The organism is Simiduia curdlanivorans, from assembly GCF_030409605.1.
Lineage (GTDB): Bacteria > Pseudomonadota > Gammaproteobacteria > Pseudomonadales > Cellvibrionaceae > Simiduia > Simiduia curdlanivorans.
The window spans coordinates 1,177,693-1,198,726 of sequence record NZ_JAUFQG010000004.1; the positions used below are offsets into that span (position 1 = coordinate 1,177,693).

The 21,034-nt window shown below is 51.5% G+C and carries 17 protein-coding genes; 16 read left to right on the forward strand and 1 reads right to left on the reverse strand.

The annotated features are described in order from the left end of the window. Positions 1-59: 59 nt before the first annotated feature. The 5 genes from cobT to QWY82_RS05455 all read left to right on the forward strand — a co-directional run bounded on the left by cobT (position 60) and on the right by QWY82_RS05455 (position 3,611). Positions 60-1,106, forward strand: a complete 1,047-nt coding sequence (cobT, locus tag QWY82_RS05435) for a nicotinate-nucleotide--dimethylbenzimidazole phosphoribosyltransferase (RefSeq protein ID WP_290260530.1) — start codon at positions 60-62, stop codon at positions 1,104-1,106. Further along, a complete protein-coding gene (locus tag QWY82_RS05440; protein ID WP_290260531.1) occupies positions 1,103-1,744 on the forward strand; it encodes a histidine phosphatase family protein in 642 nt (213 codons plus the stop codon). Before cobT ends, QWY82_RS05440 begins: the two co-directional genes overlap by 4 nt. After that, complete coding sequence (cobS, locus tag QWY82_RS05445; protein ID WP_290260532.1) at positions 1,734-2,486, forward strand: adenosylcobinamide-GDP ribazoletransferase; 753 nt, start codon at positions 1,734-1,736, stop codon at positions 2,484-2,486. Before QWY82_RS05440 ends, cobS begins: the two co-directional genes overlap by 11 nt. A 76-nt stretch (positions 2,487-2,562) precedes the next feature. Next, positions 2,563-2,793 carry a DUF350 domain-containing protein gene (locus QWY82_RS05450; RefSeq protein ID WP_290260533.1) on the forward strand — a complete coding sequence of 77 codons (231 nt, stop codon included), beginning with the start codon at positions 2,563-2,565 and terminating at the stop codon, positions 2,791-2,793. After that, positions 2,793-3,611, forward strand: coding sequence for a transglutaminase-like domain-containing protein (locus QWY82_RS05455; RefSeq protein WP_290260534.1), 819 nt, complete (start codon positions 2,793-2,795; stop codon positions 3,609-3,611). The genes QWY82_RS05450 and QWY82_RS05455 overlap by 1 nt, the downstream gene beginning before the upstream one ends. Before the next feature lie 29 nt (positions 3,612-3,640). Here QWY82_RS05455 and QWY82_RS05460 read toward each other — a convergent pair whose 3' ends face one another. Beyond that, positions 3,641-4,090 (reverse strand): winged helix-turn-helix transcriptional regulator, encoded by a 450-nt coding sequence (locus QWY82_RS05460; protein WP_290260536.1) that lies wholly within the window; start codon positions 4,088-4,090, stop codon positions 3,641-3,643. Positions 4,091-4,216: 126 nt separating this feature from the next. On the opposite strand from QWY82_RS05460, the gene QWY82_RS05465 reads away from it, so the two are divergent. The 11 genes from QWY82_RS05465 (at position 4,217) to QWY82_RS05515 (ending at position 20,781) form a co-directional block, all read left to right on the forward strand. Beyond that, the gene (locus QWY82_RS05465; protein ID WP_290260537.1) at positions 4,217-4,537 is read left to right on the forward strand and encodes a hypothetical protein; all 321 of its coding nucleotides are present in this window, start codon (positions 4,217-4,219) and stop codon (positions 4,535-4,537) included. 441 nt (positions 4,538-4,978) lie between these two features. After that, positions 4,979-5,539 carry an RNA polymerase sigma factor gene (locus QWY82_RS05470; protein ID WP_290260538.1) on the forward strand — a complete coding sequence of 187 codons (561 nt, stop codon included), beginning with the start codon at positions 4,979-4,981 and terminating at the stop codon, positions 5,537-5,539. Beyond that, complete coding sequence (locus QWY82_RS05475; protein WP_290260539.1) at positions 5,526-7,679, forward strand: vWA domain-containing protein; 2,154 nt, start codon at positions 5,526-5,528, stop codon at positions 7,677-7,679. The genes QWY82_RS05470 and QWY82_RS05475 overlap by 14 nt, the downstream gene beginning before the upstream one ends. Before the next feature lie 283 nt (positions 7,680-7,962). Beyond that, a complete protein-coding gene (locus tag QWY82_RS05480; protein ID WP_290260540.1) occupies positions 7,963-8,880 on the forward strand; it encodes a DUF808 domain-containing protein in 918 nt (305 codons plus the stop codon). Between the two features lie 478 nt (positions 8,881-9,358). After that, positions 9,359-12,457, forward strand: coding sequence for a TonB-dependent receptor (locus QWY82_RS05485; protein ID WP_290260541.1), 3,099 nt, complete (start codon positions 9,359-9,361; stop codon positions 12,455-12,457). A gap of 105 nt (positions 12,458-12,562) precedes the next feature. Beyond that, positions 12,563-14,800: a polysaccharide lyase 6 family protein gene (locus QWY82_RS05490; protein ID WP_290260542.1), complete on the forward strand. Its 2,238-nt coding sequence runs from the start codon at positions 12,563-12,565 to the stop codon at positions 14,798-14,800. Continuing rightward, entirely contained in the window at positions 14,793-17,021 is a 2,229-nt protein-coding gene (locus QWY82_RS05495) for an alginate lyase family protein (protein WP_290260543.1), read from the forward strand. The genes QWY82_RS05490 and QWY82_RS05495 overlap by 8 nt, the downstream gene beginning before the upstream one ends. A 32-nt stretch (positions 17,022-17,053) precedes the next feature. Next, on the forward strand, positions 17,054-17,407 hold the full coding sequence (locus tag QWY82_RS05500) for a cupin domain-containing protein (protein WP_290260544.1): 354 nt from the start codon (positions 17,054-17,056) through the stop codon (positions 17,405-17,407). 162 nt (positions 17,408-17,569) lie between these two features. Further along, positions 17,570-18,868: an MFS transporter gene (locus tag QWY82_RS05505; RefSeq protein WP_290260545.1), complete on the forward strand. Its 1,299-nt coding sequence runs from the start codon at positions 17,570-17,572 to the stop codon at positions 18,866-18,868. A gap of 192 nt (positions 18,869-19,060) precedes the next feature. Then, the gene (locus QWY82_RS05510) at positions 19,061-19,813 is read left to right on the forward strand and encodes an SDR family NAD(P)-dependent oxidoreductase (RefSeq protein WP_290260546.1); all 753 of its coding nucleotides are present in this window, start codon (positions 19,061-19,063) and stop codon (positions 19,811-19,813) included. An 11-nt stretch (positions 19,814-19,824) separates the two neighbouring features. Beyond that, a complete protein-coding gene (locus QWY82_RS05515; RefSeq protein WP_290260548.1) occupies positions 19,825-20,781 on the forward strand; it encodes a sugar kinase in 957 nt (318 codons plus the stop codon). The last annotated feature ends 253 nt before the right edge of the window (positions 20,782-21,034 follow it).

The following is a 21,034-nucleotide window of genomic DNA, read 5'->3' on the forward strand; positions in this document are numbered from 1 at the left end:
TTAGATGCGCAAGAATTGAATTCGACGGATGTACCTAAGCAATGATTGAGGAATGTTGTATGCAAGGTTGGTTTTTGCAATCCCCAAAATTACTGAGTGATAAACATAGAGATAAGGCTGCAGCATGGCAGCTGCAATTAACCAAGCCGGCCGGCTCTTTGGGGCGACTTGAAACCCTCGCGGTAGAGTTGGCGGCCATGCAGCATAAATTGCACCCGCACGTCCAGAAAGTAGATATTTGCGTTTTTGCCGCCGATCAAGGCGTCTGCGCCGAAGGCGTATCGGCCTTTCCTCAGTCAGTTACTAGCCAAATGATTGCCAATTTTGTTGGCGGTGGCGCGGCCATTTCCGTGTTGGCGAAATCGCTCGGGGCAAATTTATCGGTGGTCAATTTAGGTACTGTGTTTGAGTCGGTCAGCCACGCCAGCATCTTTGATCGAACCATTGCCTCGCAAAGCGGCAATATCGTCAAGCAGCCAGCGATGACTGAGGAGCAACTCCAAACTGCCTTAATGCAGGGTAAAGAAGCGCTCACGCGAGCCAGAAAATCGGGCTGCGAATTGTTCATTGCCGGTGAAATGGGCATTGGCAATACCACCACCACCACGGCGCTATTGGTTAAGCTATTGCATTTACCTGTGACCGATTTAGTGGGCTCTGGCACGGGTTTGAATGCCAAAGGTGTGGCTCATAAAGTCGAGGTGATAGAACGGGCTTTGGCGCGTCACCAGCAAGCTATTTTACCCTTGGATATTTTGCGTTGCCTCGGTGGCTTCGAGCTTGCCGCTTTAGTGGGTAGTTATATTGCGGCTGCACAGGCGGGAATCCCGGTGTTAGTTGATGGTTTTATTTGTACCACGGCAGCGCTGCTGGCTTGCCGGGTGAACCCAGGTGTGGAGGCTTGGTTAATCCTGGCTCACGCCTCTGCAGAACCCGGCCATAAGGCCGCGGCACAGGCGCTGAATAAAGTACCTTTGTTAGATTTTCAGCTTAGGCTGGGCGAAGCCAGTGGCGCCGCCCTGGCTGTGCCACTGCTGCGCTTAGCCTGTGATTTGCACAATAACATGGCGACCTTTGCTGAAGCCGGTGTTGCCGACAAAGCATGACGGCCACCCTAGAGCACAGCGCCACCAGCGTCTACCTACTGCGCCACGGCCAATGCGAGGGCGGGCAAATCTTTCGCGGTCACACCGATTCGGCACCCACAGAGGTGGGCCGGCACTTGATGGCAAGGCGGTTGAACTCATTAGCGGGGCAATCGCTGACGGCAGTTGTAAGTTCTCCGGCGCAGCGCTGTCAGCTTGCTGCTGAGGCCTTTGCCAGTGATCAATCTCTGGCCTTTATTGGCGAACAAGGCTTTTTAGAGATAGATTTTGGCGAGTGGGAAGGGCAGTTGGTATCTGCGGTTGCAGACCGTATGCCCCGAGAATTGGAACAATTTTGGCGCGACCCGGTTAGCTATACCCCACCCATGGGCGAGACGCTGCTGGCTTTCCAAGCACGCGTGACGGCGGCGTGGCAGAAGTTATTGGCGCAGTATCGCGGCCAGCGCCTAGTGTTGGTCACCCACGGTGGCGTTATTAGGATGATATTGGCCAATGTACTCGCCATGCCTCTGCGCCCGCTTTCGCATCTAGCCGTGCCACACGGGTGCTTGTCTTGCGTGCAATATCACCATGCAGAGGGTAAACCGGATTGGCCGCAGCTGCTGTTTCACAATGGTCGGGTGGGCGATGACAACTAGTTTTTGGCTGGCGCTGATGTTTTTAACGCGCATCCCCGCGCCGAAGTTGAGGGTAGTGACTGACCGGGATCACGGCCGCGCCCTGGCCTTCTTTCCGCTTATCGGTTTAATTCTCGGCTTGCTGTTAGCGGCGATGTGGTTTTTGTTGCCCGCGTCGATGCCGCTATTATCGGCAGCGCTGTTGCTCTTGGTGTGGGTTTTTATCACCGGTGGTTTGCACATCGATGGCCTAGCAGATTCCGCCGATGCCTGGTTGGGCGGCTTAGGCGATAAGGCGCGCACCCTCGAGATCATGAAAGATCCGCGCGCCGGCAGCGCGGCGATTATGGCAGTGGTGTGTGTGTTGTTGGTTAAATTTGCTGCGCTGGCGAGTTTTGCCGGCTCCGACGGCATGTTGGCGGTTATGATAGCGCCGGTGATTGGCCGCTGTGTGCCCGCGCTATTGTTTTTGACCACGCCCTATGCCCGAACAATTGGTTTAGCCTCGCCGATGCTGCACAATGCCGAGCCGCGCCTATGCCTAGGGGTGGTCGCGGCGCTGCTGATGTTGGTATCCGCCGCGCTGTTTAGCCTGCTGGCCTGGTACGTCATTGTTTTTTGGCTGCTATTGGCGGCCTTGCTATGGGCGCTGCGTAGCTTGATGCTCGCGCGCATTGAGGGTGTAACCGGTGATACGGTAGGTGCCAGCGTAGAGATTATTGAAATGTCGGCCTTAGTGTTGATGTTGCTATTCATGCAATAGAACACATAAACCAGTGCCAGAAAGTGTCGTAAACGGTAAAAAATTGCATTTAAAAATCATGTTAAAAAGGTGCGTTATGGAGTGGGATTTTTTATTGGCAACACTGATGAACTTAACGGTGAATTTGGTGTACACCTTAGTGGCGCTCTTTGTGGGTGTGAAATCGCTGTTGTTAATTGATGACAAGCTGATGAAAACCATTAGCTTCGAAGAAGAACTTAAAAAAGGCAATGTCGCGGTCGCCATTTTTGCCTCGTCTATTTTGATTTTTGTTGCACTCATCGTGACCTTCGGCTTTAAAGGCTAATGGGCAAGCTGGTATTTTGGGTGGGTGTGCTGTTGCTGTTGAGTCAGTTTTTCGCATCGCTAAAACAAAAAACTGAAGAACAGGTGCTAACGGATCGCGCCCTGAGTGCCGAAGACTTGTTGCTTAGCGAAGCACTGGAAAAAATCTCGGCGGAGGAAGCCCAGCAAGGGCCTAAGCCCGGTGAGGTAGAGATTATCGCGCGCGGCAAACGCGTTGGTGAGTCGCAGCTGCATACGCTGCTGGGCTTAGATAACAAACGCTCGGCTTTTTTTACCTATAAATTTTACGGTGTAGAAAATGCCACTGCCTCGGCTATGGGGGTGGATAAAAAACATCACTTCGTAAACGCCTACCTCGAGGGTTACAGCCCGTTCGAAACAGACAATGTTTTTATTCCCTTGTCGGTTTTGGCGCGTCGTAAAACCTATATGCTCGACAACCTTAACTATGGCGCCGAAGAAATTTGGCAAACCAGCAAACAGGCACATGTTTTTACCCGCGGCGATTGTGAAGACCACGCCATTGCGCTAGCCGATTGGTTAATTGCCATGGGTGAAGATGCGCGCGTTGCCCTAGGGCGCTATCAAGGCGGCGGTCACGCTTGGGTGGTGCTGATAAAAGATAATAAAGAATACATTTTAGAGGCCACCAAAAAGCAGGGTTTGGGGGTAAAGCGCTTTCCGCTCGCGGCGGCCATGCCAGACTACCAACCGGAATATCAATTCAACCGCACCCAGTTTTGGCACAACGTGGGCTCTCCTGCCATCACCCAGTATCGTTCGGCGCAGTGGCTCGAGAAGAGCCGATTTCTGCGCTAAACCTCAGCCCTAAGAGTGAGCCCTAAGTCTCAGTCAGAATTCACGGGCAAAATATCCTCTGGCCCCAAGCGTCGGCCGTCAGCAGACATCACACTTAACGGTTGTATTGGCTGGCGGTTTTTCCGGTCGATAAAGGTGAGCGGCGAGCGCTCCGGATCGGAGCGCCACTTATCGAACCACTGGGCGTAGCCAATCAAAATTGGCATGAGCTCCCAGCCTTTGTGGGTCAGCTTGTATTCCATGCGCCGCCCACCTTCTTGTACTGGCTGCTTGGTCAACACCTCTTCCAGTTCTAACCGCTTTAAGCGCTCGGTCAGAATGTTGCGTGAAATCCCTAGGCTCTCTACTAGCTGGTCAAACCGGCAAGTACCGCCTTCTAGCATCAGGTTGCGTAGCACCAGCATGGACCACCATTCACCCACGATTTCCATGGAGCGGGCCACAGGGCAGCAGGAGTGCGAAAAGCTGTTTTTGACCATAGGGTTCTGCCTTTGACTTTTAACTGATATTAGTTGCATAAAAGAACTAAAGCAACTATTATAAGTTCCGTTAAGCAACTGTTGTTTTATGAAACTTATCTTTAACGTGAGCATAGGGTGTATCAGATGAAATTATCTCAAATGATCAAAGCGGCCGCCTCGGGCCTGCTGTTGGTGGGTGCAGCGCAATTATCTGCTGGCGAGTTTAACCAAGGTCAGGCGCGTGAATTTTGTGAGGCCAAAGTGTCTGAGTCGCAAGCCGATCAGTCTGACTTTGCTTTTCGCCGCAAAGCCGTGACCAATTACCGTCGAGGTGTTTACACCTTCATGTTTAACTACACGGCCAAAGCCGAGGGCGAAACCGTGTCGCGCAAAGTGAAATGCGAAGTGACCAAAGCCGGTGAACTGCAGGCGCTTGACGTGCAAAACGGGCGCTGGAGCTTTTAATCGCTGCAGTGTTGATTGTCACTAACTGTGCGCGCCAACGGCTGTCGCTGCGCGCACGGTTGTTTTTGTTTAACGTCAACCTAAGTACTTCAGTCCTCAACTCTCAGTCCTCAAACCGTACACCAGTAAGCAGCGTTGAGCTCAAAGTCTGTGACTCACTTCCGCTGCATAACCAGCTACTTACAACCCAACGTCAGCATCAGCCGCCAAAACAAACCCCTGCCCAGTTAGCTACTCGGGTCCCTCGTTCAGCAGTCACTATTGATCAACCATGGCTGCGCATGGGCGATAGAGCTGACTCGGTAAAAGTAGCGCGACGATCGTCGCTTAGCCCAATGCGTCGCCCCTTAGGTGGATCTACGGCATAATCACGGATTCGTAAACCAAGGAATTGGCGATCTAGCTCGTCTAATGCTGGAACAGGGAAAATAACCGTGCCCCATGACCGATAGCAATTTAATCAAAGCGGCGCAAGCTGGCGACCGGCAGGCGTTTGCGCGCTTGGTCGAAGCGCACTACGACCTGATGTTTCGCTGCGCCATGAAATGGTGTGGGGTAAAAGCCGATGCCGAAGATATCACCCAGCAGGCCTGTATTAAATTGGCGCGCTCGCTTGGGCAATTTCGTTTTGAATCCGCCTTTGAGACTTGGCTGTACCGCTTGGTGATCAATTGCGCTAAGGATTGGCAGCAAGCCCAGGGCCGGCACCAGCGCCGCCGAGCCCACGAAACGCCGGAGCAGCCATTGCTCGATCAACAGCCCAGCCTTAATGAAAATCCGGAAGCGAGTTTGTTTTTGTTGAGTGTGTTGGCCTGGATCGCGCTGATGGGCGAGGGTTTTAAAGAGGCCGTGTTGCTGGTGCTAGGCGAGGGGCTCAATCACAAAGAGGCGGCCGAGGTGTTACAGGTGAAAGAAAGTACCGTGTCGTGGCGGCTGCATGAAGTGCGAAAGCGCTTAAAGCAATGGCACGCGGAAGGAGGGGTTAGCTATGAGCGACCGTAAACCAGAGCAAGATTTGCAAGATGCATTCGATGACGCGGCGGCTGTTAACGCCAGTGTCGATGCCCGGGCGCGGGCGCTTCAGGCGGCACTGACGGCCTTCGACCAGGTGCAAGATGAAAAAAAATTCGCTGAGCACCAAGGATTTATCCAGCGCTGCCGTCAAAGGGTTAAATCCATAACCCCGAGACTCAATATCATGGCAAATTTTCAACGCAAATGGCTTTACACCGGCATGGCAGCGGCAAGTGTAGCGGCACTGGCTTTAATGGTGACCCAGCAAATGCCTGCACCCGATGTCGATGGCAATGCCCCGGTGTTTTCCGCTGAGACAAAGAAGGCTGCAGAGCAAAGGCTGCGCGCGCAAAAGCAGAACCAACACGCTGTCGAGTCCGAGGCCGCGCGCCAAACAGCGTCGACTTCCGGCCGAGCTGACCTAGCCACCAATCAGCCCAAGGCGTCTAAAGACGAAGCTTATTCCGTGGCTGAAGCTGAACCCGTGTTGATGGAAGAGGTTGCGCCATCGGTCATGCAGGATAGCGCGATGGCGGCAGTGCAAATGGCGCCCGCCAAAGAGAAGCTGGCTCAAGCAATGCCCGCTTCGCCGCCGCAGGTGGCTCGATTTGCGCCAGCACCTCAATCAGTCGCCCTAGGTGCGCAGGCTTCTACGGTCATGTCGCCCGATGTGATTGCGCCGGCACCTTATACTGATGTCGGCCGCGACGATTTCGAAAGCGTCGAGGAAAACCGTGTAAAGCGGGTGGCCGATGCACCTGTCTCTACCTTTTCCACTGATGTGGATACTGCCTCCTACAGTTTTGTGCGTCGACAATTAAACCAAGGGGTATTGCCACAAAAAGATGCGGTGCGCTTGGAAGAAATGTTGAATTATTTTGATTACGACTATCCTCTACCCGAAGGAAAGTCACAGCCCTTTACCACGAATGTTGTGGTGAGCGATTCGCCTTGGACTGCCGGCAATAAGCTCATGCACATTGGAATTAAGGGCTACCAAATTTCTGCCGCGCAAAAGCCAAAAACCAATTTAGTGTTTTTATTGGATGTGTCGGGCTCTATGAATAGCCCAGATAAATTACCGCTGGTGAAGCAATCCATGGAGTTGCTGTTAAGTCAACTCAACCCAGACGACACTATCGCTATTGCCGTTTATGCCGGTGCGGCTGGCACCGTGCTGGCGCCAACTCCAGCTAAAGAAAAGCAGAAAATTCTACAAGCGTTAAACCAATTGCAAGCGGGGGGATCAACCGCTGGCGCTGAAGGTATCAAACTCGCCTATCAATTAGCGGCGCAAAATTTTGATAAACAGGCGGTGAATCGTATTGTGTTGGCCACCGATGGCGATTTCAATGTGGGCATTACCGATCGCGATGAATTGAAAGGCTTTGTCGAACGCGAGCGGGAAAAAGGTATTTATCTCTCGGTGTTGGGCTTTGGCCAGGGCAACTACCACGATCACTTGATGCAGGAGTTGGCGCAAAACGGCAATGGTGTTGCGGCCTATATTGATACCTTGAGCGAGGCGCAAAAAGTCTTAGTGACCGAGGCCACCAGCGCTTTGTTCCCCATCGCCCAAGACGTAAAAATTCAAGTGGAATTTAACCCCGCAACCGTGGCCGAATATCGCTTGCTGGGCTATGAAACTCGCGCCTTAAATCGCGAAGATTTTAACAATGATAAAGTCGATGCCGGCGACATAGGTGCGGGCCACACGGTGACGGCAATCTACGAGCTGACGCCCGTGGGTGGCAAAACATTGATGGAGGCAACGCGCTACGAACAAACAGCCGCCAAGGACACGCCTAAATCCAATGAGTTTGCGCTGGTGAAGCTGCGCTATAAGTTACCCGGCGAGAAAACGTCGAAACTCATCTCTCAGGTGGTGCAAGCGGAAAATACCGCCAATGAACGCACCCGAGTCGCGGCCTGGGTGTTGCAGGAAACTCAGTTCGCCACCGCTGTAGCCGGTTTTGCGCAACTGCTTAAAGGCAGTAGCTACACCGGTAGCTGGAGCTACGACGATGCTCTCGCCCTCGCGCAAGCCAATAAGGGCGATGACCCCTATGGTTATAGGACGGAATTTGTTCAATTGGTGCGCAAGGCGAAAATGGCGAAAAACATGTAACCAAAACCAAGTAATAATTTTCTACGCACAAGAGAAAAAAGCGCCAAAGCCGGCGCTTTTCTCTTATAGACTAGCAAGCGAATAAATCAGTTGGTTTATCAAATCAATCGCTAAGGAACCTCTGAATAACTCTGGTACCGCTCTGCGTGACCTGTAGCGGTCAGCCGCAAGGCGAGTTTCGCAGCTAATGGCCGTAGCCCTTAGCAAGAAGCCAGAGCGGCACCAGAGTTATTCAGAGGTTCCCTAACCAAACTAATTGCGCATCAAATAAAAAGGAAAGATCATGGCCGGTGTGAGCCTCCTCGCGTTACTCGACGATATTGCGACAGTATTAGACGACGTCGCCCTTATGACCAAGCTTGCGGCGAAGAAAACCGCAGGCGTACTGGGCGATGACCTAGCACTTAACGCCCAGCAAGTGAGTGGCGTTCGAGCTGAGCGCGAACTGCCTGTGGTGTGGGCTGTGGCCAAAGGCTCGACGGTAAATAAGTTGCTGTTGGTGCCGGCGGCGCTCGCCATCAGCGCTTGGCTGCCTTGGTTAGTCACGCCCTTACTCATGTTGGGTGGCCTCTACTTGTGCTTTGAAGGCGTGGAAAAGCTCTGGCACAGCTTCGCCCATAAAGCCGCCGTGGCGGCGGAAAAGGCCGAACTGCACCAGGCGCTGTTGAAGCCCGAGGTCGACCTTGTGGCCATAGAGCGAGACAAAATAAAAGGCGCGATCAGAACGGATTTCGTGCTCTCGGCTGAAATTATTGTCATCGCTCTGGGCACGGTGAGCCATGCGACCTTTGTCGAACAGCTAGCGGTGCTATCGCTGGTGGCGGCGCTGATGACTGTGGGTGTCTACGGCCTTGTGGCTTTTATCGTCAAGCTAGACGACATGGGGCTGGTGTTACTCGACAGCGTCGGTGACTCGCCGTGGGTTAAGTTTAAGCGTGCATTTGGTGGCGCCATTTTGGCCTTTTGCCCCTGGTTGATGAAGACCCTGTCCGTGGTCGGCACGGCGGCCATGTTTTTAGTGGGCGGTGGCATTCTGGTGCACGGCTTCGCGCCTCTGCATCACGCCTTAGAACCTTGGTCTGCGCAATTTCTTGGCTTGTTAGTGTTACTGGCAAACCTTGTGGTTGGCTTACTGGCTGGTGCCTTAGCGCTCTTAGTTGTTAACGCCGGTGCATGGGCTAAGTCTCGGTTAACTGCTTAAATCATCGCTTTACCACCAGCCTCTGCGCGAGCAGGCGTGTCAATCGAGCTGGCATCTAAATCAGCTCAGGTCGTGGGTTCAAACGCTCTTTATCTTCAGCTATTTGCCTGGGTCTCCGGTTCTCGGAGTGCCTAGGCTGCTGCGCCTCAGGCAACTTAATTAAGGCCGAGGCAAGAAAAATCTATCAGACAGGTTTCCTCTAGAGTAAATTTATTCTTCGTTGCATTGCGCTTACAGATAGCGCAAAGCCGTGGCTTGGCCGATGCTTGAGCCGATGCGCTACGGGATTCCACTAGGCTATCTGGCGCTCCACTGTTGCTCTGTGCAAGCCTAAAATCTATAAAAATCAGTAGGATAGCTTGGTAGCGCTAAGTATTGGTCTGATCAATAGCGGGTAAAATCAGATCAATTGGTTGAACTGGTTATCTGACTTCGATATAGTCTTGATTGACGATAACCATAAAAACGGAGACGACACATGTCGATCGAGAAAAGAGCAGAGGCCCGTCAGCTTGACGGGAAAAATGAAACAATATTCGCACAGCGTCCATTGGCACATTGGGTCAAAGTCCTCGCCGTTACCGGCATGGCAGCTAGCCCTTTGTTTTCAGGCGCGGCGTTGGCGCAAGACGCGGCGGCTGAGTCTGTGGGCGCATTGGAAGAAATTACTGTTACCGGTACGCGCAAACTGATTCAAGATCAGATCGCTATCAAGCGCGATGCCACCACCATTGTAGATGGCTTATCTGCTTCTGATATTGGCGAATTACCGGCGCTGTCTATTGGTGAGGCCTTGGAGTCCATCACAGGCGCGTCTTCACACCGTGAAAACGGTGGTGCAACAGAAATTACTATTCGTGGCCTAGGTCCTTTCCTCAGTGCGACGCATTTCAATGGTCGCGAAGCCACCAACGGCAGCGGCGATCGCTCCGTAAACTTTTCCCAATTTCCCTCTGAGCTAATGAGCAAAGTCGCCATTGCCAAGTCACAAGATGCCACCATGATTGAAGGTGGTGTGGCCGGTGTGATCATGCTGGAAACATTAAAGCCGCTGGACTTTGGCAAGCAGCGCATTCAAGTAGATGCCAAGCTGAACTACAACCCCGATGAAAGCAATGTCGATAACGCGCTTCAGGATGATTTGGGCCATCGCGGTACCTTTAGCTATGTCGACCAATTCGAGTTTGGCGACGGTCAGGCTATCGGTGTATCTATCGGTGCACAGCAGCAGTCCATTTCGCAGCCAGAGGCCGAATACCGCAGCTCAAGCCCAACCGGTAGTTCGCTGTGGGCTTGTTTAAACGACCCTGCCAATACTAATGAAGGTTTTTTCCGCAGCTCTTCGGGCGATTGTGAAGATCAGGTGAGTGGCAGTCCAAACCAAGGCTATCAAACTACGATCGATCCCGTAACTGGCAAGGCCGAGAGCTACGGAACCCCTTACGCCTGGACGGGTAGCAGCCGTGGTTATCGCCAAAATGAAACCTCCGACGAGCGCGACGCCTTCTTTTTTGCTGTGCAATATCAGCCATCGGAAGCCTGGGACATTAACGTTGATGCCCAGATCTCTGATCGTACCCAAGCCGAAGAGCGTCACGACCTTTATTTCGATCAAAAGCGTGCCACGTTTGAAGACGGTGAACCAATTACCGGCCAGACCTTGGTGGTTGATTCGAACAATCAGATCGTTCATTGGGAGGGTGAAACACGTGCGCACATTGCGGGTGAGAAATTTTCCCGCGAAGAAAATTATGAGGCCTATGGGCTAAATGTTTCCCATAATGTGAATGATCGCTTTACCGTGGAGCTGGACGGCTCTTTTTCAAAAACCAATCGCGAAGAGCTGCAAATCACTAACGATACTCGCAGCACTGATTATGAGCGACTAACTTGGGATATGGGCGATACCATCCCAAATTTCACCATCGAAGATTTTGATGTTACCTCGCTCGATGAATTTGAACGTTACCGCACCCGTATTGACCGAGAAAATGTACGTGAAAATGTGTCGCGCGCAGTTCGCCTCGATTTCGATTATGTACTGGGTGGTGATTTCGTAACCTCAGTGCAAGGTGGCATTCGTGGATCTGAGTTGACCTATCTTCAATACGGTGGCACACAAGGTAATGGTTCACGCACCACTGTTAACAATAATGCTTGGAATTCATCTACGTTGCTACCCTCGACTGGCTTGAGTCTCGGTGAAAGTTGCGGTATTAACTTTCCCGAGTCGGGCCTGCTTGATCGCGTAAGTGATGGCAATTTAATTACTAACATCGACGCCAACGGCGATGTGATTGCAGATGGTACAGGCAATAGTTATGCGGCTTTTAATAACCAGTGTGTTTCCAATGCATTAGTCGAGCTCTATAACTTAGACCCCACCCTTGACCCTGAAGATCACATAACCTTCGCTTATCCAGAAGTTGAGTTGGAGAACCCTGGCACCATTGATGTTACCGAAGAAACTCTAGCGGCCTACGCCATGGCTAATTTCCAGACACAGTTTATGGAGCGTGGTTTGCGTGGTAACTTTGGTGTGCGCGTCGTGCAAACCGATGTCACCTCTATTGGCTATCGTGCGCCTTACACCATAGTAACGGACCCAGATACCGGCGTATTAACACTGGCGACTGGCGACGGCATCGAGGAGGTTAGCGGCGGTGGTAGTTATACTGAATGGTTGCCTAGCGTAAACCTCGTGTGGGATTACGATGAAGACAAAATTGTGCGCGGCGGTATTTATCGCGGCATGTCTCGCGTTGATCCTTCGGATATGGGTTATAGCCGTACTTTCCAAACTGCGGATGACGACGCAAATCCCACCACGCCTGAAGAGCTGCTAATTGGCGCCACCGGTGCAGGCAACCCAGACTTGAAGCCTTTGCTGTCTTGGAACGCCGATTTATCACTGGAGTGGTATCCAACCGATGACGCCATTTTATCGGCCGGTCTTTACTACAAAAAATTCCTCGGTGGCTTCGAAAAGCGCACGCAATTGGAAACCTTTGTGGTAGATGGTGAAAGCGTCGTATTGCCTATCACTAATGATGTGACGACTGAAGATACCAGCAACATGTACGGTATCGAAATTTCGGCTGCATATCGCTGGGACACTGGTGTCGGCGTAAAAATGGGTTATAACTGGGCCGACACTGACTTTGAGTTTGAAGACAGTAACTACGGTGATACCTATACCACGGATCTGGATGGTGTAACCACGCAGCTTAAACAGGGTAATGTCGACCCCGCTTCCGTGCCCGGCTTTTCCAAGCACGTATTCAACGGTCAGGTCTATTACCAAATCGGTGAATTCGACATGGCTGTGATCTATAAGTACCGCAGCGGCTATTTCCAACCCTATACCAGCAACGGTACGCGGTTACGTTTTGTTGAAGATGTTGGCACTTGGGAAGCGCGCGCATCCTATAAAGTTAACGATCACGTAAAGCTGAAAATTGAAGCCATTAACCTACTAGGTGCGCCAAAAGAGCAGTACTACTACCAAGAGGGTAACCTTGGTGAAGTTAACGACTATGGTTCACGTATATTTGCAGGTATTACGGTTAAGTTTTAAGTATGGGAATGTAGATCTATGTATGCGCCCGCATCCGTAGATCGACACGTTTAGAACAGGACAGGCCCGCGTAAGCGGGCTTGTTCTCAATATAGAGTTATTTTTATGTGGCAAAAAATTGCGTTATGCGTGGCCTGTGCACTCCTGCTAGCGGTTTATGCGTGTACAGATGGCGGCCTCACCGTTTCTAATGAAGCAGAGCTAAAGCGGGCCGTGCAGCAAGCGCAGCCAGGTCAAACCATCGTGATGAAAAACGGGGTTTGGAAAAACATTGAAATTCTCTTGCAAGCTGAAGGTGAGGAAGGCAAGCCAGTTTCGTTAGTGGCCGAGAGCCCCGGCGGTGTGATCATTTCCGGCGAATCAAATTTAACTCTCGCGGGTAATTATTTGGTGGTGAGTGGCCTGGTCTTTAAAGACGGCTATTCACCCACCGGTAGCGTTATTAGTTTCCGCAAGTCGAAGACTGAATACGCCAACCACTCTAGAGTGACCGAAACGGTGATCGATCGCTTTAATAAAACCGAGCGCTTCGAGTCTGATATCTGGGTAACACTCTACGGAAAAAACAATCAGTTTGATCATAATCATCTGGTTGGAAAAATGAACCAAGGTGTAACCTTGGCGGTTCGGCTCGATACCGAAGAAAGCCGTGAAAATAACCATCGAATCGAGTACAACTATTTTGGCCCTAGACCGGTGCTGGGTAGCAATGGCGGCGAAACCATACGCGTCGGCACGAGTCACTATTCTTTAACAGACTCGAAAACGAAAATTACCCATAACGTATTTGATCAATGTAACGGCGAAGTGGAAATTATTTCCATAAAATCGGGCGCCAATGAAATTTCAAACAATCTGTTTGTTGAATCAGCCGGCACCTTAACCCTGCGCCATGGCAATGGCAATATCGTAGAAAACAACGTTTTCTTAGGCAACAATAAACCCCATACCGGCGGCATCCGAGTCATTAATGCCGATCACATCATTCGCAATAATTACCTCCAAGGTTTAACCGGCTATCGCTTCGGTGGTGGTTTGGTCGTTATGAATGGCGTGCCCAACTCACCGATCAATCGCTATCACCCCGTTAAAAATGTCGTGATAGAGCGCAATACACTGGTGGATATCAGCGCTGTTCAGTTAGCTGCCGGCGCAGATGCCGAGCGCAGCGAGGCGCCCAGTGACACGAGTTTTAACGAAAACTTGTGGATGGCCACGGCACCCATGGGTGAAACGTTTACCGCCTACGACAGCCTAGATGGCATAACCTTTTCCAATGGCGGTGTGAGTGGATTAACGACGTCTGTGGCCATTAACGCCAAGGAAACCGCTGTATCAAAAAATGCCGCTGGATTTTGGCAGGCCGATGATAATTCTGTGGGTGCAAAAATGGATAATGCACCGGTTACGCTCGATCAGGTAGGCGTGGCCTGGTACCCCAAAGGCGACTTACGACCCAAGCTAAATTCAGGTAAAACAATTAGCGTCAGTGCGCAATCGGGTATGTTGGAGGCAGCAGTTGCCAACAGCCAGCCTGGCGATGTGTTAGAACTCGCTGCGGGTGAATACACAGTAGATCGCGTTCTCGTTGTGCGCCATCCCATCACCATCAAAGGTGTTGCCGCGCAACAGTTATCCGACCTCGCAACAAAGATACAGTTTACCCGCAATGCACTTTTTCAAATAGAAGACGGTGGCAGCCTGCGTATAACTTCTGTGGTTATCGATGGCAGTTCAGCGGACGATTCGGCGGGTAATGCCGCTATTCGCACCACTCGCTACGGCATGCTCAATAACTATCGGTTGGAATTGGATCGCGTTTGGGTTAAAGACCTGAACATCAACCACTCGTTTTCGCTGCTGAAGGTGTCCATGTCTACCATGGCGGATGAAATCTCCATTCGCAATAGCCGCGTTGAAACCGTCACGGGCGATGTGCTGCGTTTGAATGTTGAAACCGAAGACCTCGGTATCTTCAATGCCGACTACGTCACTCTAGTCGATAATGAATTCTCCAAGGTAGATGGAAATATTGTTGCGCTCTATCGAGGCGGCACCGATGAAAGTACCTTTGGCCCGCATTTACTTATGCAGAGCAATCGTATTGCCGACAGTGGCAAGGGTTCGCGCAATGCACAGAAGACTATCGCTTTGTTGGAGGGCGTTCAGGTTGTCGATATTCTAGACAACAGCGCCAGTCAGTCCGGCGATTTCATCGCCCACAGCCGCGTTGGTGAACCTGTATATTGGATTAAAAATAATCAGCTCGGTGAGTCTAAATTGATGGTGAGTTACAAAGGCGTTCCAGTTGACGTATCAGCAGAGGTAAACGAGCGTGAATAAACTTGTATCAAACGTATTGCTAGGTGTCGCTTTAACTTTCGTTGTTGCCTGCGGGCAAGACACTACTACTGAGCAAACTAAAGTGAAGGCCAGTGAGGCTGCACCAGTTGATGTGCAGGCCCATCCTAACTTGCTTTTGGCCGCGAAAGATTTGCCCACGCTGAAAACTGAAGCGGCTAACTATCCATTGTTCAGTCGCGCTCTGAACGCGGCGAAAACTACCGTGGACGAGGCCATGGCAGCGCCTGTGGATGTACCTTTTCCGAAAGATCCCGGCGGTGGTTACACGCACGAACAGCATAAAAAGAATGCCTTGTTAATGTATCAAGCGGCCACCTTGTCTGCGATCACCGGCGATACAGCTTATAGCGATTGGGCTATCGCCCTAATGAAACGCTACGCAGAGCTCTATCCGAGCGTGCCGTTACACCCAGAGCACAAGCATCAAGCGCCCGGAAAATTATTCTGGCAGGTGCTTAACGATGCTTGGTGGCTGGTCTACATCATTCAAGCTTACGATGCACTGCTACCGCAGATGAGTCAGGCCGATCAAACCCTCATTAGCCAGCAGTTGCTTTTACCGCATGCGAATTTTTTATCCGAGGGCTCGGCTGAAACTTTCAACAAGGTGCATAACCATGGCACTTGGGCTGCGGCCGCTGTGGGTATGACGGGTTTAGTCTTAAAGGATGATCACTTAGTTAATATCGCGTTGCGCGGGCTGGATGGCAGTGGCGCGAGTGGCTTTTTGGCACAGCTGGATCAATTGTTTTCGCCAGATGGCTATTACACGGAAGGGCCTTACTATCAACGCTATGCGTTATTACCCTTTGTGGTTTTTGCGCGCGCATTGGAGCGCAATAAACCCGAGCTAGGTATCTTTGAATACCGCGACGGCATCGTCTTAAAAGCGATTTATGCGTCCATTCAGCTGTCTAATGGCGGCCTCTTTTTCCCGTTGAATGATGCCATTAAAGACAAGGGGCTCGATACCATTGAGATGGTATTCGGCGTTGATGTGGCCTATGGCCTCACCGGTGATAAAGACCTGTTAGCCATTGCTCAGTATCAGCAACAGGTCACACTGAATGGCGATGGCTTGGCTGTTGCTCGAGATCTGCATCAATTAGCAGCAACCCCGGCTTTTAGTTTTGGCTCTAAATTGTTTCGCGATGGCCCCGCCGGCGACCAAGGTGGTGTGGCGATATTGCGTAGCAACAATGCAACCGTTGTTTTTAAAGCGGCCTCACAGGGCATGGGCCATGGTCACTTCGATCGTCTCGGCTGGATCTATTACGATGGCGCTAATGAAATCGTCAGTGATTACGGCGCCGCGCGCTATCTCAACGTTGAACCTAAGCGCGGCGGCATTTATTTACCGGAAAATGACACTTGGGCAAAACAAACTGTCGCGCACAATGCCCTGGTTCGCAACGAGGAGTCGCAATTTTCCGGCGACGTGAAAGCGGCGAGTAAGCACAATCCAGAGATAACCCGCTTTACTCGCGGCGATGGCTGGCAATTGGTCTCAGCTACCGAATCCCACGCCTACCCAGGCACCGAGTTCGATCGGACTTTTGTATTGTTAGATAATCTTGGAACAGAGGCACCTGTGGTGCTGGACCTATTGCGGGTTGACGCCAATGAAGCGGCGAATTTTGACTTGCCTTTCCACTATCAAGGTCAGTTGATGTTTCACACTGGGAAAGCAAATTTAGCCCTTGATGCGCTCAAGCCACTTGGCAAGGCTAACGGATACCAACACCTTTGGAATAAGGGTGAGCTGGTTGCCGAGAAAAATACCGTGCAAGTGAGCTGGTTGCAACGCAATCGTTTTTATACCTTGACCCAGTGGATGCCGGAGAAGTCGCGCATGGCATTAACCGAGTTGGGCGCTAACGATCCAGAATTTAATTTGCGCCGCGAAGCTGGCCTTGTGGTGCGCTATGCCAAGACCAAGCAAGCTACATTCGTATCCGCCTTGGAAAGCCATGGTGAATACAACGGTGTACGTGAATATACATTGGCGCCGCGCGGTGATATTGGTGATATAGGCTACAGTAGCGTCGGTGATTATTCGCTGGTTCATATCAAGCTAAAGTCGGGTCTTGCCTACACCGTTGCGATTGCCCACGTGGCACAGGACGGCGAGCACACAGTGAATACTGCCGAGGGTGCTATTACCTGGACGGGCGATGTGACTGTGGTGCCAAATAATTAATTACGTATCATTTTTTTAATAGGAGTAGGCTTGTGGTTAACCCTAGCCCAACATTTACATTTGGCAATGAGATAGCGCTTGAAGATTTAGGTAACGGAATATCCAGAAAAATTCTCGCCTATGAAAACTCGCTATTGCTCGCTCAGGTTTGGTTTGAAAGTGGCAGCGAAGGTTATGCACATTCTCATCCCCATGCACAGATTACGACCGTCGTAAGCGGTAGCTTTCAGGTGACCATCGATGGTGAAACCGCCGTGCTTAATGCCGGCGATTCATTCTATGCTGTGCCAAATAAAGTCCATGGCATGACCTGTCTTGAGGCAGGCTCTGTTATCGATAGCTTTAGCCCAGTGCGCGAAGATTTTTTAGTTAATACCAAGCAGTAGATAACAATATCGTCGGTGTTAGATGTCGGGTCTTTGTCCATACAACTAACAATAATAGTTAAGCCGTGGCGCTTTGCCGCTGCTATAGGCAGATGTTAAAGCGTTATTCAATTGTTCGTTATGCTTTAACGGTGCGATAAAAGTTTTTTCAGGAGAGCCAACATGAAGCTAAAAGGTTTGCGGTGGTGGGTGATTGCATTAATTGCGTTAGCCACAGTTATTAATTATATCGATCGTCAATCGCTCAATGTTCTTTGGCCAGCGATTGCTGCCGATCTCTATCCAGACAAATCGCCCGATGAGCGCAAAGAAATCTATGCCTTTATCTCCGTGGTGTTTGTATTTTCTTACGCTTTCGGTCAGGCTATTTTTGGCAAGATTTTTGATTGGGTAGGTACGCGGTTCGGTTTTGTGTTGTCCATCGGTATATGGTCTATAGCCACCGCCTTGCATGCGTTTGCGAAGGGTATCGTATCCTTTAGTATTTTCCGCGCTATCTTGGGTGTTGCAGAGGCCGGCAACTGGCCCGGCGCAACGAAAGGCAATGCCGAGTGGTTTCCCACTAAGGAGCGCGCCCTAGCGCAGGGAATATTCAACTCGGGCGCGGCCATTGGCGGTATTGTTTCCATTCCTCTCATCGCATTTTTGTCCATCTATTTTTCTTGGCAAATGATTTTTGTGTTGGTGGGTTTAGTCGGTCTGTTGTGGCTGGTGCCGTGGATTGTGTTGGTTAAAGCGCCGCCAAAAAAGCACCCCTGGATTACCGAACAAGAGCGCGAGTACATCTTAACCGGTCAGCGCAATAACGACGCAGACACAGACAAAGATGATGATGGTTATAACCCGTCGACAGTAGAAATGCTGTCGCGCAAGCAGAGCTGGGGCGTCATTATCGCGTCCGCGGCTATCGACCCCATCTGGTGGTTGTTTGTTTTCTGGATTCCAATTTATCTATCGGAAGTTTACGGCATGAACGTAAAAGAGATAGGTATTTACGGCTGGGTGCCCTATGTAGGCGCGATGTTGGGCGCTTGGTTTGGTGGCCTTTTGGCGCAGAACCGATTGAAGGCCGGTTGGAGTGTCGATAAAACCCGCAAGCTGGTAATTACGCTCGGTTGCCTCATCATGCTGCCAACCTTATTGGCAATGGCCAACCCGGGCGAACCGGTGACCGCGGTGTTATTGATGGCGGTGATTTTGTTTGGCTTCCAAACCGCTATCGGCAACGTACAAACATTGCCCAGCGATTTATACGGCGGCAAAACCGTGGGCACGCTGGCCGGGTTTTCCGGTATGGCAGCCAAGTTAGGCGCGGTAGGTCTGACCTCATTGGTGCCATGGCTAACCTCGGGCGGCAACTACACGCCGGCGTTCGTCATTGGAGCCGCTTTGGCGGTGACAGCCATGGCCAGTGTTTGGTTGCTGTGCCCGAAGATCGAGCCTTTGAAGCCTAGGGGTTGAGTGAGTGTATGGGTCTAGGCGCCGTGCCGAAGCCCATACCTAGGCGAGCGGTTCAGCCTAAGGTCTGACAGATAGTCTATCAAGTCAGACAAATTGGTTGACCATAAAATCAGATAAAGTTATAGTGTTTTCAACTAATCAATCCGAAGGCGTTTAGGTCGCCGGAGAATTACAGACAAAGGGGTTTGAGTCATGGCGGATAAATTGAAAGGAAAAATCGTACTTGTAACCGGCGGTGGCCGCGACATAGGCGCAGCTTGCGCTATTGAGAGTGCGGCGCAAGGCGCGAAAGTTGTGTTGACCTATATGGCGAGCGCGGCTGGAGCGGAAGAAGTGTGCAAGCAAATTGCGGCCAACGGCGGCGAAGCCACGGCCTTGCAGGCTGACTTGACCAAGCAGGAAGATGTCACTCGCACATTGGCAACAGTACAGGAAAAATATGGCCGTTTAGACGTGTTGATGCATGTTTCTGGTGGCTTAGTTGCGCGTAAAACAACCGCCGAGTCGGATCTCGATTTCTGGCATCAGGTGATGGATTTGAACCTCACCTCACTGTTCATGACCGTTAAAGCATCTTTGCCATTAATGCCCGAAGGCTCGGCTATCGTGACCTTCGCCTCACAGGCAGCGCGCGATGGTGGTGGCCCAGGTTCAGCGGCTTACGCCACATCAAAAGGCGCCGTGATGACCTACACCCGCTCACTGGCTAAAGAGTTAGGCCCACGTATTCGCGTTAACTCCCTGTGCCCAGGCATGATCAACACCGATTTCCACAACATTTTCACCAAGCCCGAAGTGCGTGAAAAAGTAGCTGGCGGCGCCGCGCTGAAGCGCGAAGGCCGTTCCGATGAGATTGCCAAGGCTGCTGTGTACCTGGCCTCTGCAGAAGCGTCTTACATGACTGGCGCCAATGTGGATGTTAACGGCGGCACTTACTTCTCTTAAGGTTCTACATTATGACGCGCCCAGCCGTTGCTGTTATTGGTGAGTGCATGGTTGAAGTCTCGCTAGCGAAATCGGCTAGCGGGCTGTCTGCATCGAGCTTGGCCGCCAACTTATCTTTTGGCGGCGATGTATTGAATACCGCTGTGTACCTTTCGCGCCTGGGTTGCGGCGTCGATTTTGTTAGCGCCGTTGGCGACGACAAAATCAGTGATTGGCTAGTCGACCAGTGGCAACAGGAAGGTGTGGGTTGTGACTTAATTGAGCGCATGCCCAATCAGTCGCCCGGCATGTACATGATTTCCACCGACGCCAGCGGCGAGCGCAGCTTCAGTTATTGGCGCGATAGCTCGCCGGCGCGCAAGGTATTCGATGACCCAGAGAAGGCCGAGGCCTTATTTGCCCAGCTCGGCACTTATTCGTGGTTGTACTTTACTGGCATCACCTTGGCAATACTGCCTGCCCAGGCGCGCGAAAGCTTACTGCGCTTCGTGGATAGGTATCGCGCGGCGGGTGGCAAAGTCGCTTTTGACAGCAACTTTCGTCCGCGCTTATGGCCGGATAGAGCGCTGGCAAAAGATGTTTTTAATGCTGTCTACGAGCGTACAGATTTAGCCCTGTTAACCATCGAAGATGAAGTTGATCTATTTGGTGCCGGCAGCCTCGATCAGCATGTTGCACGTCTACAGGGTTCAGGCATTGCGGAGCTAGTGCTCAAGCAGGGCCCTGAAGGCTGCGAAATAATCTTAGCAAACCAGCGCTTGAATGTGCCGGCACAGAAAGTGCGCCCGGTGGATACAACGAGCGCCGGGGACGCTTTTAACGCAGGTTACCTAGCGCAGCGAATTGCCGGTAAAACGCCGGAGCAGGCTGCACAAGTCGCGCATCGCTTGGCGGCAGTGGTGATTCAGCACCCAGGCGCAATCGTGCCGAAAGCGGTGACTGAAGCGCTGGAATTCGGCTCGGCTTAAGGTTCAAAAATTTAGCGGTGGGCACCGCTAATATCGCTCTCTCGCCCAACTTAAGGCTGCACTTTGTGCGGCCATTTTTTTTGCCTATTATCAATAGGTTTTCACCGCTTTTAGCGAATCTCATTGCCCGCACGCTCTTGCTGGCTCACCCGCCGTATGAATCTGGTGCGGGCGTTAAACCATGCCGCGCATCAGCATCAATTGGTCAGATGGGTGTTGTCGTCTTTGGCCCCGCTTGTTTGCGGAAGTCTCG

Excerpts from the sequence above, each read along its gene's own strand:
- cobT (WP_290260530.1), top strand. The coding sequence starts at position 60 with ATGCAAGGTTGGTTTTTGCAATCCCCAAAATTACTGAGTGATAAACAT.
- QWY82_RS05440 (WP_290260531.1), top strand. The coding sequence starts at position 1,103 with ATGACGGCCACCCTAGAGCACAGCGCCACCAGCGTCTACCTACTGCGC.
- cobS (WP_290260532.1), top strand. The coding sequence starts at position 1,734 with ATGACAACTAGTTTTTGGCTGGCGCTGATGTTTTTAACGCGCATCCCC.
- QWY82_RS05450 (WP_290260533.1), top strand. The coding sequence starts at position 2,563 with ATGGAGTGGGATTTTTTATTGGCAACACTGATGAACTTAACGGTGAAT.
- QWY82_RS05455 (WP_290260534.1), top strand. The coding sequence starts at position 2,793 with ATGGGCAAGCTGGTATTTTGGGTGGGTGTGCTGTTGCTGTTGAGTCAG.
- QWY82_RS05460 (WP_290260536.1), bottom strand. The coding sequence starts at position 4,090 with ATGGTCAAAAACAGCTTTTCGCACTCCTGCTGCCCTGTGGCCCGCTCC.
- QWY82_RS05465 (WP_290260537.1), top strand. The coding sequence starts at position 4,217 with ATGAAATTATCTCAAATGATCAAAGCGGCCGCCTCGGGCCTGCTGTTG.
- QWY82_RS05470 (WP_290260538.1), top strand. The coding sequence starts at position 4,979 with ATGACCGATAGCAATTTAATCAAAGCGGCGCAAGCTGGCGACCGGCAG.
- QWY82_RS05475 (WP_290260539.1), top strand. The coding sequence starts at position 5,526 with ATGAGCGACCGTAAACCAGAGCAAGATTTGCAAGATGCATTCGATGAC.
- QWY82_RS05480 (WP_290260540.1), top strand. The coding sequence starts at position 7,963 with ATGGCCGGTGTGAGCCTCCTCGCGTTACTCGACGATATTGCGACAGTA.
- QWY82_RS05485 (WP_290260541.1), top strand. The coding sequence starts at position 9,359 with ATGTCGATCGAGAAAAGAGCAGAGGCCCGTCAGCTTGACGGGAAAAAT.
- QWY82_RS05490 (WP_290260542.1), top strand. The coding sequence starts at position 12,563 with ATGTGGCAAAAAATTGCGTTATGCGTGGCCTGTGCACTCCTGCTAGCG.
- QWY82_RS05505 (WP_290260545.1), top strand. The coding sequence starts at position 17,570 with ATGAAGCTAAAAGGTTTGCGGTGGTGGGTGATTGCATTAATTGCGTTA.
- QWY82_RS05510 (WP_290260546.1), top strand. The coding sequence starts at position 19,061 with ATGGCGGATAAATTGAAAGGAAAAATCGTACTTGTAACCGGCGGTGGC.
- QWY82_RS05515 (WP_290260548.1), top strand. The coding sequence starts at position 19,825 with ATGACGCGCCCAGCCGTTGCTGTTATTGGTGAGTGCATGGTTGAAGTC.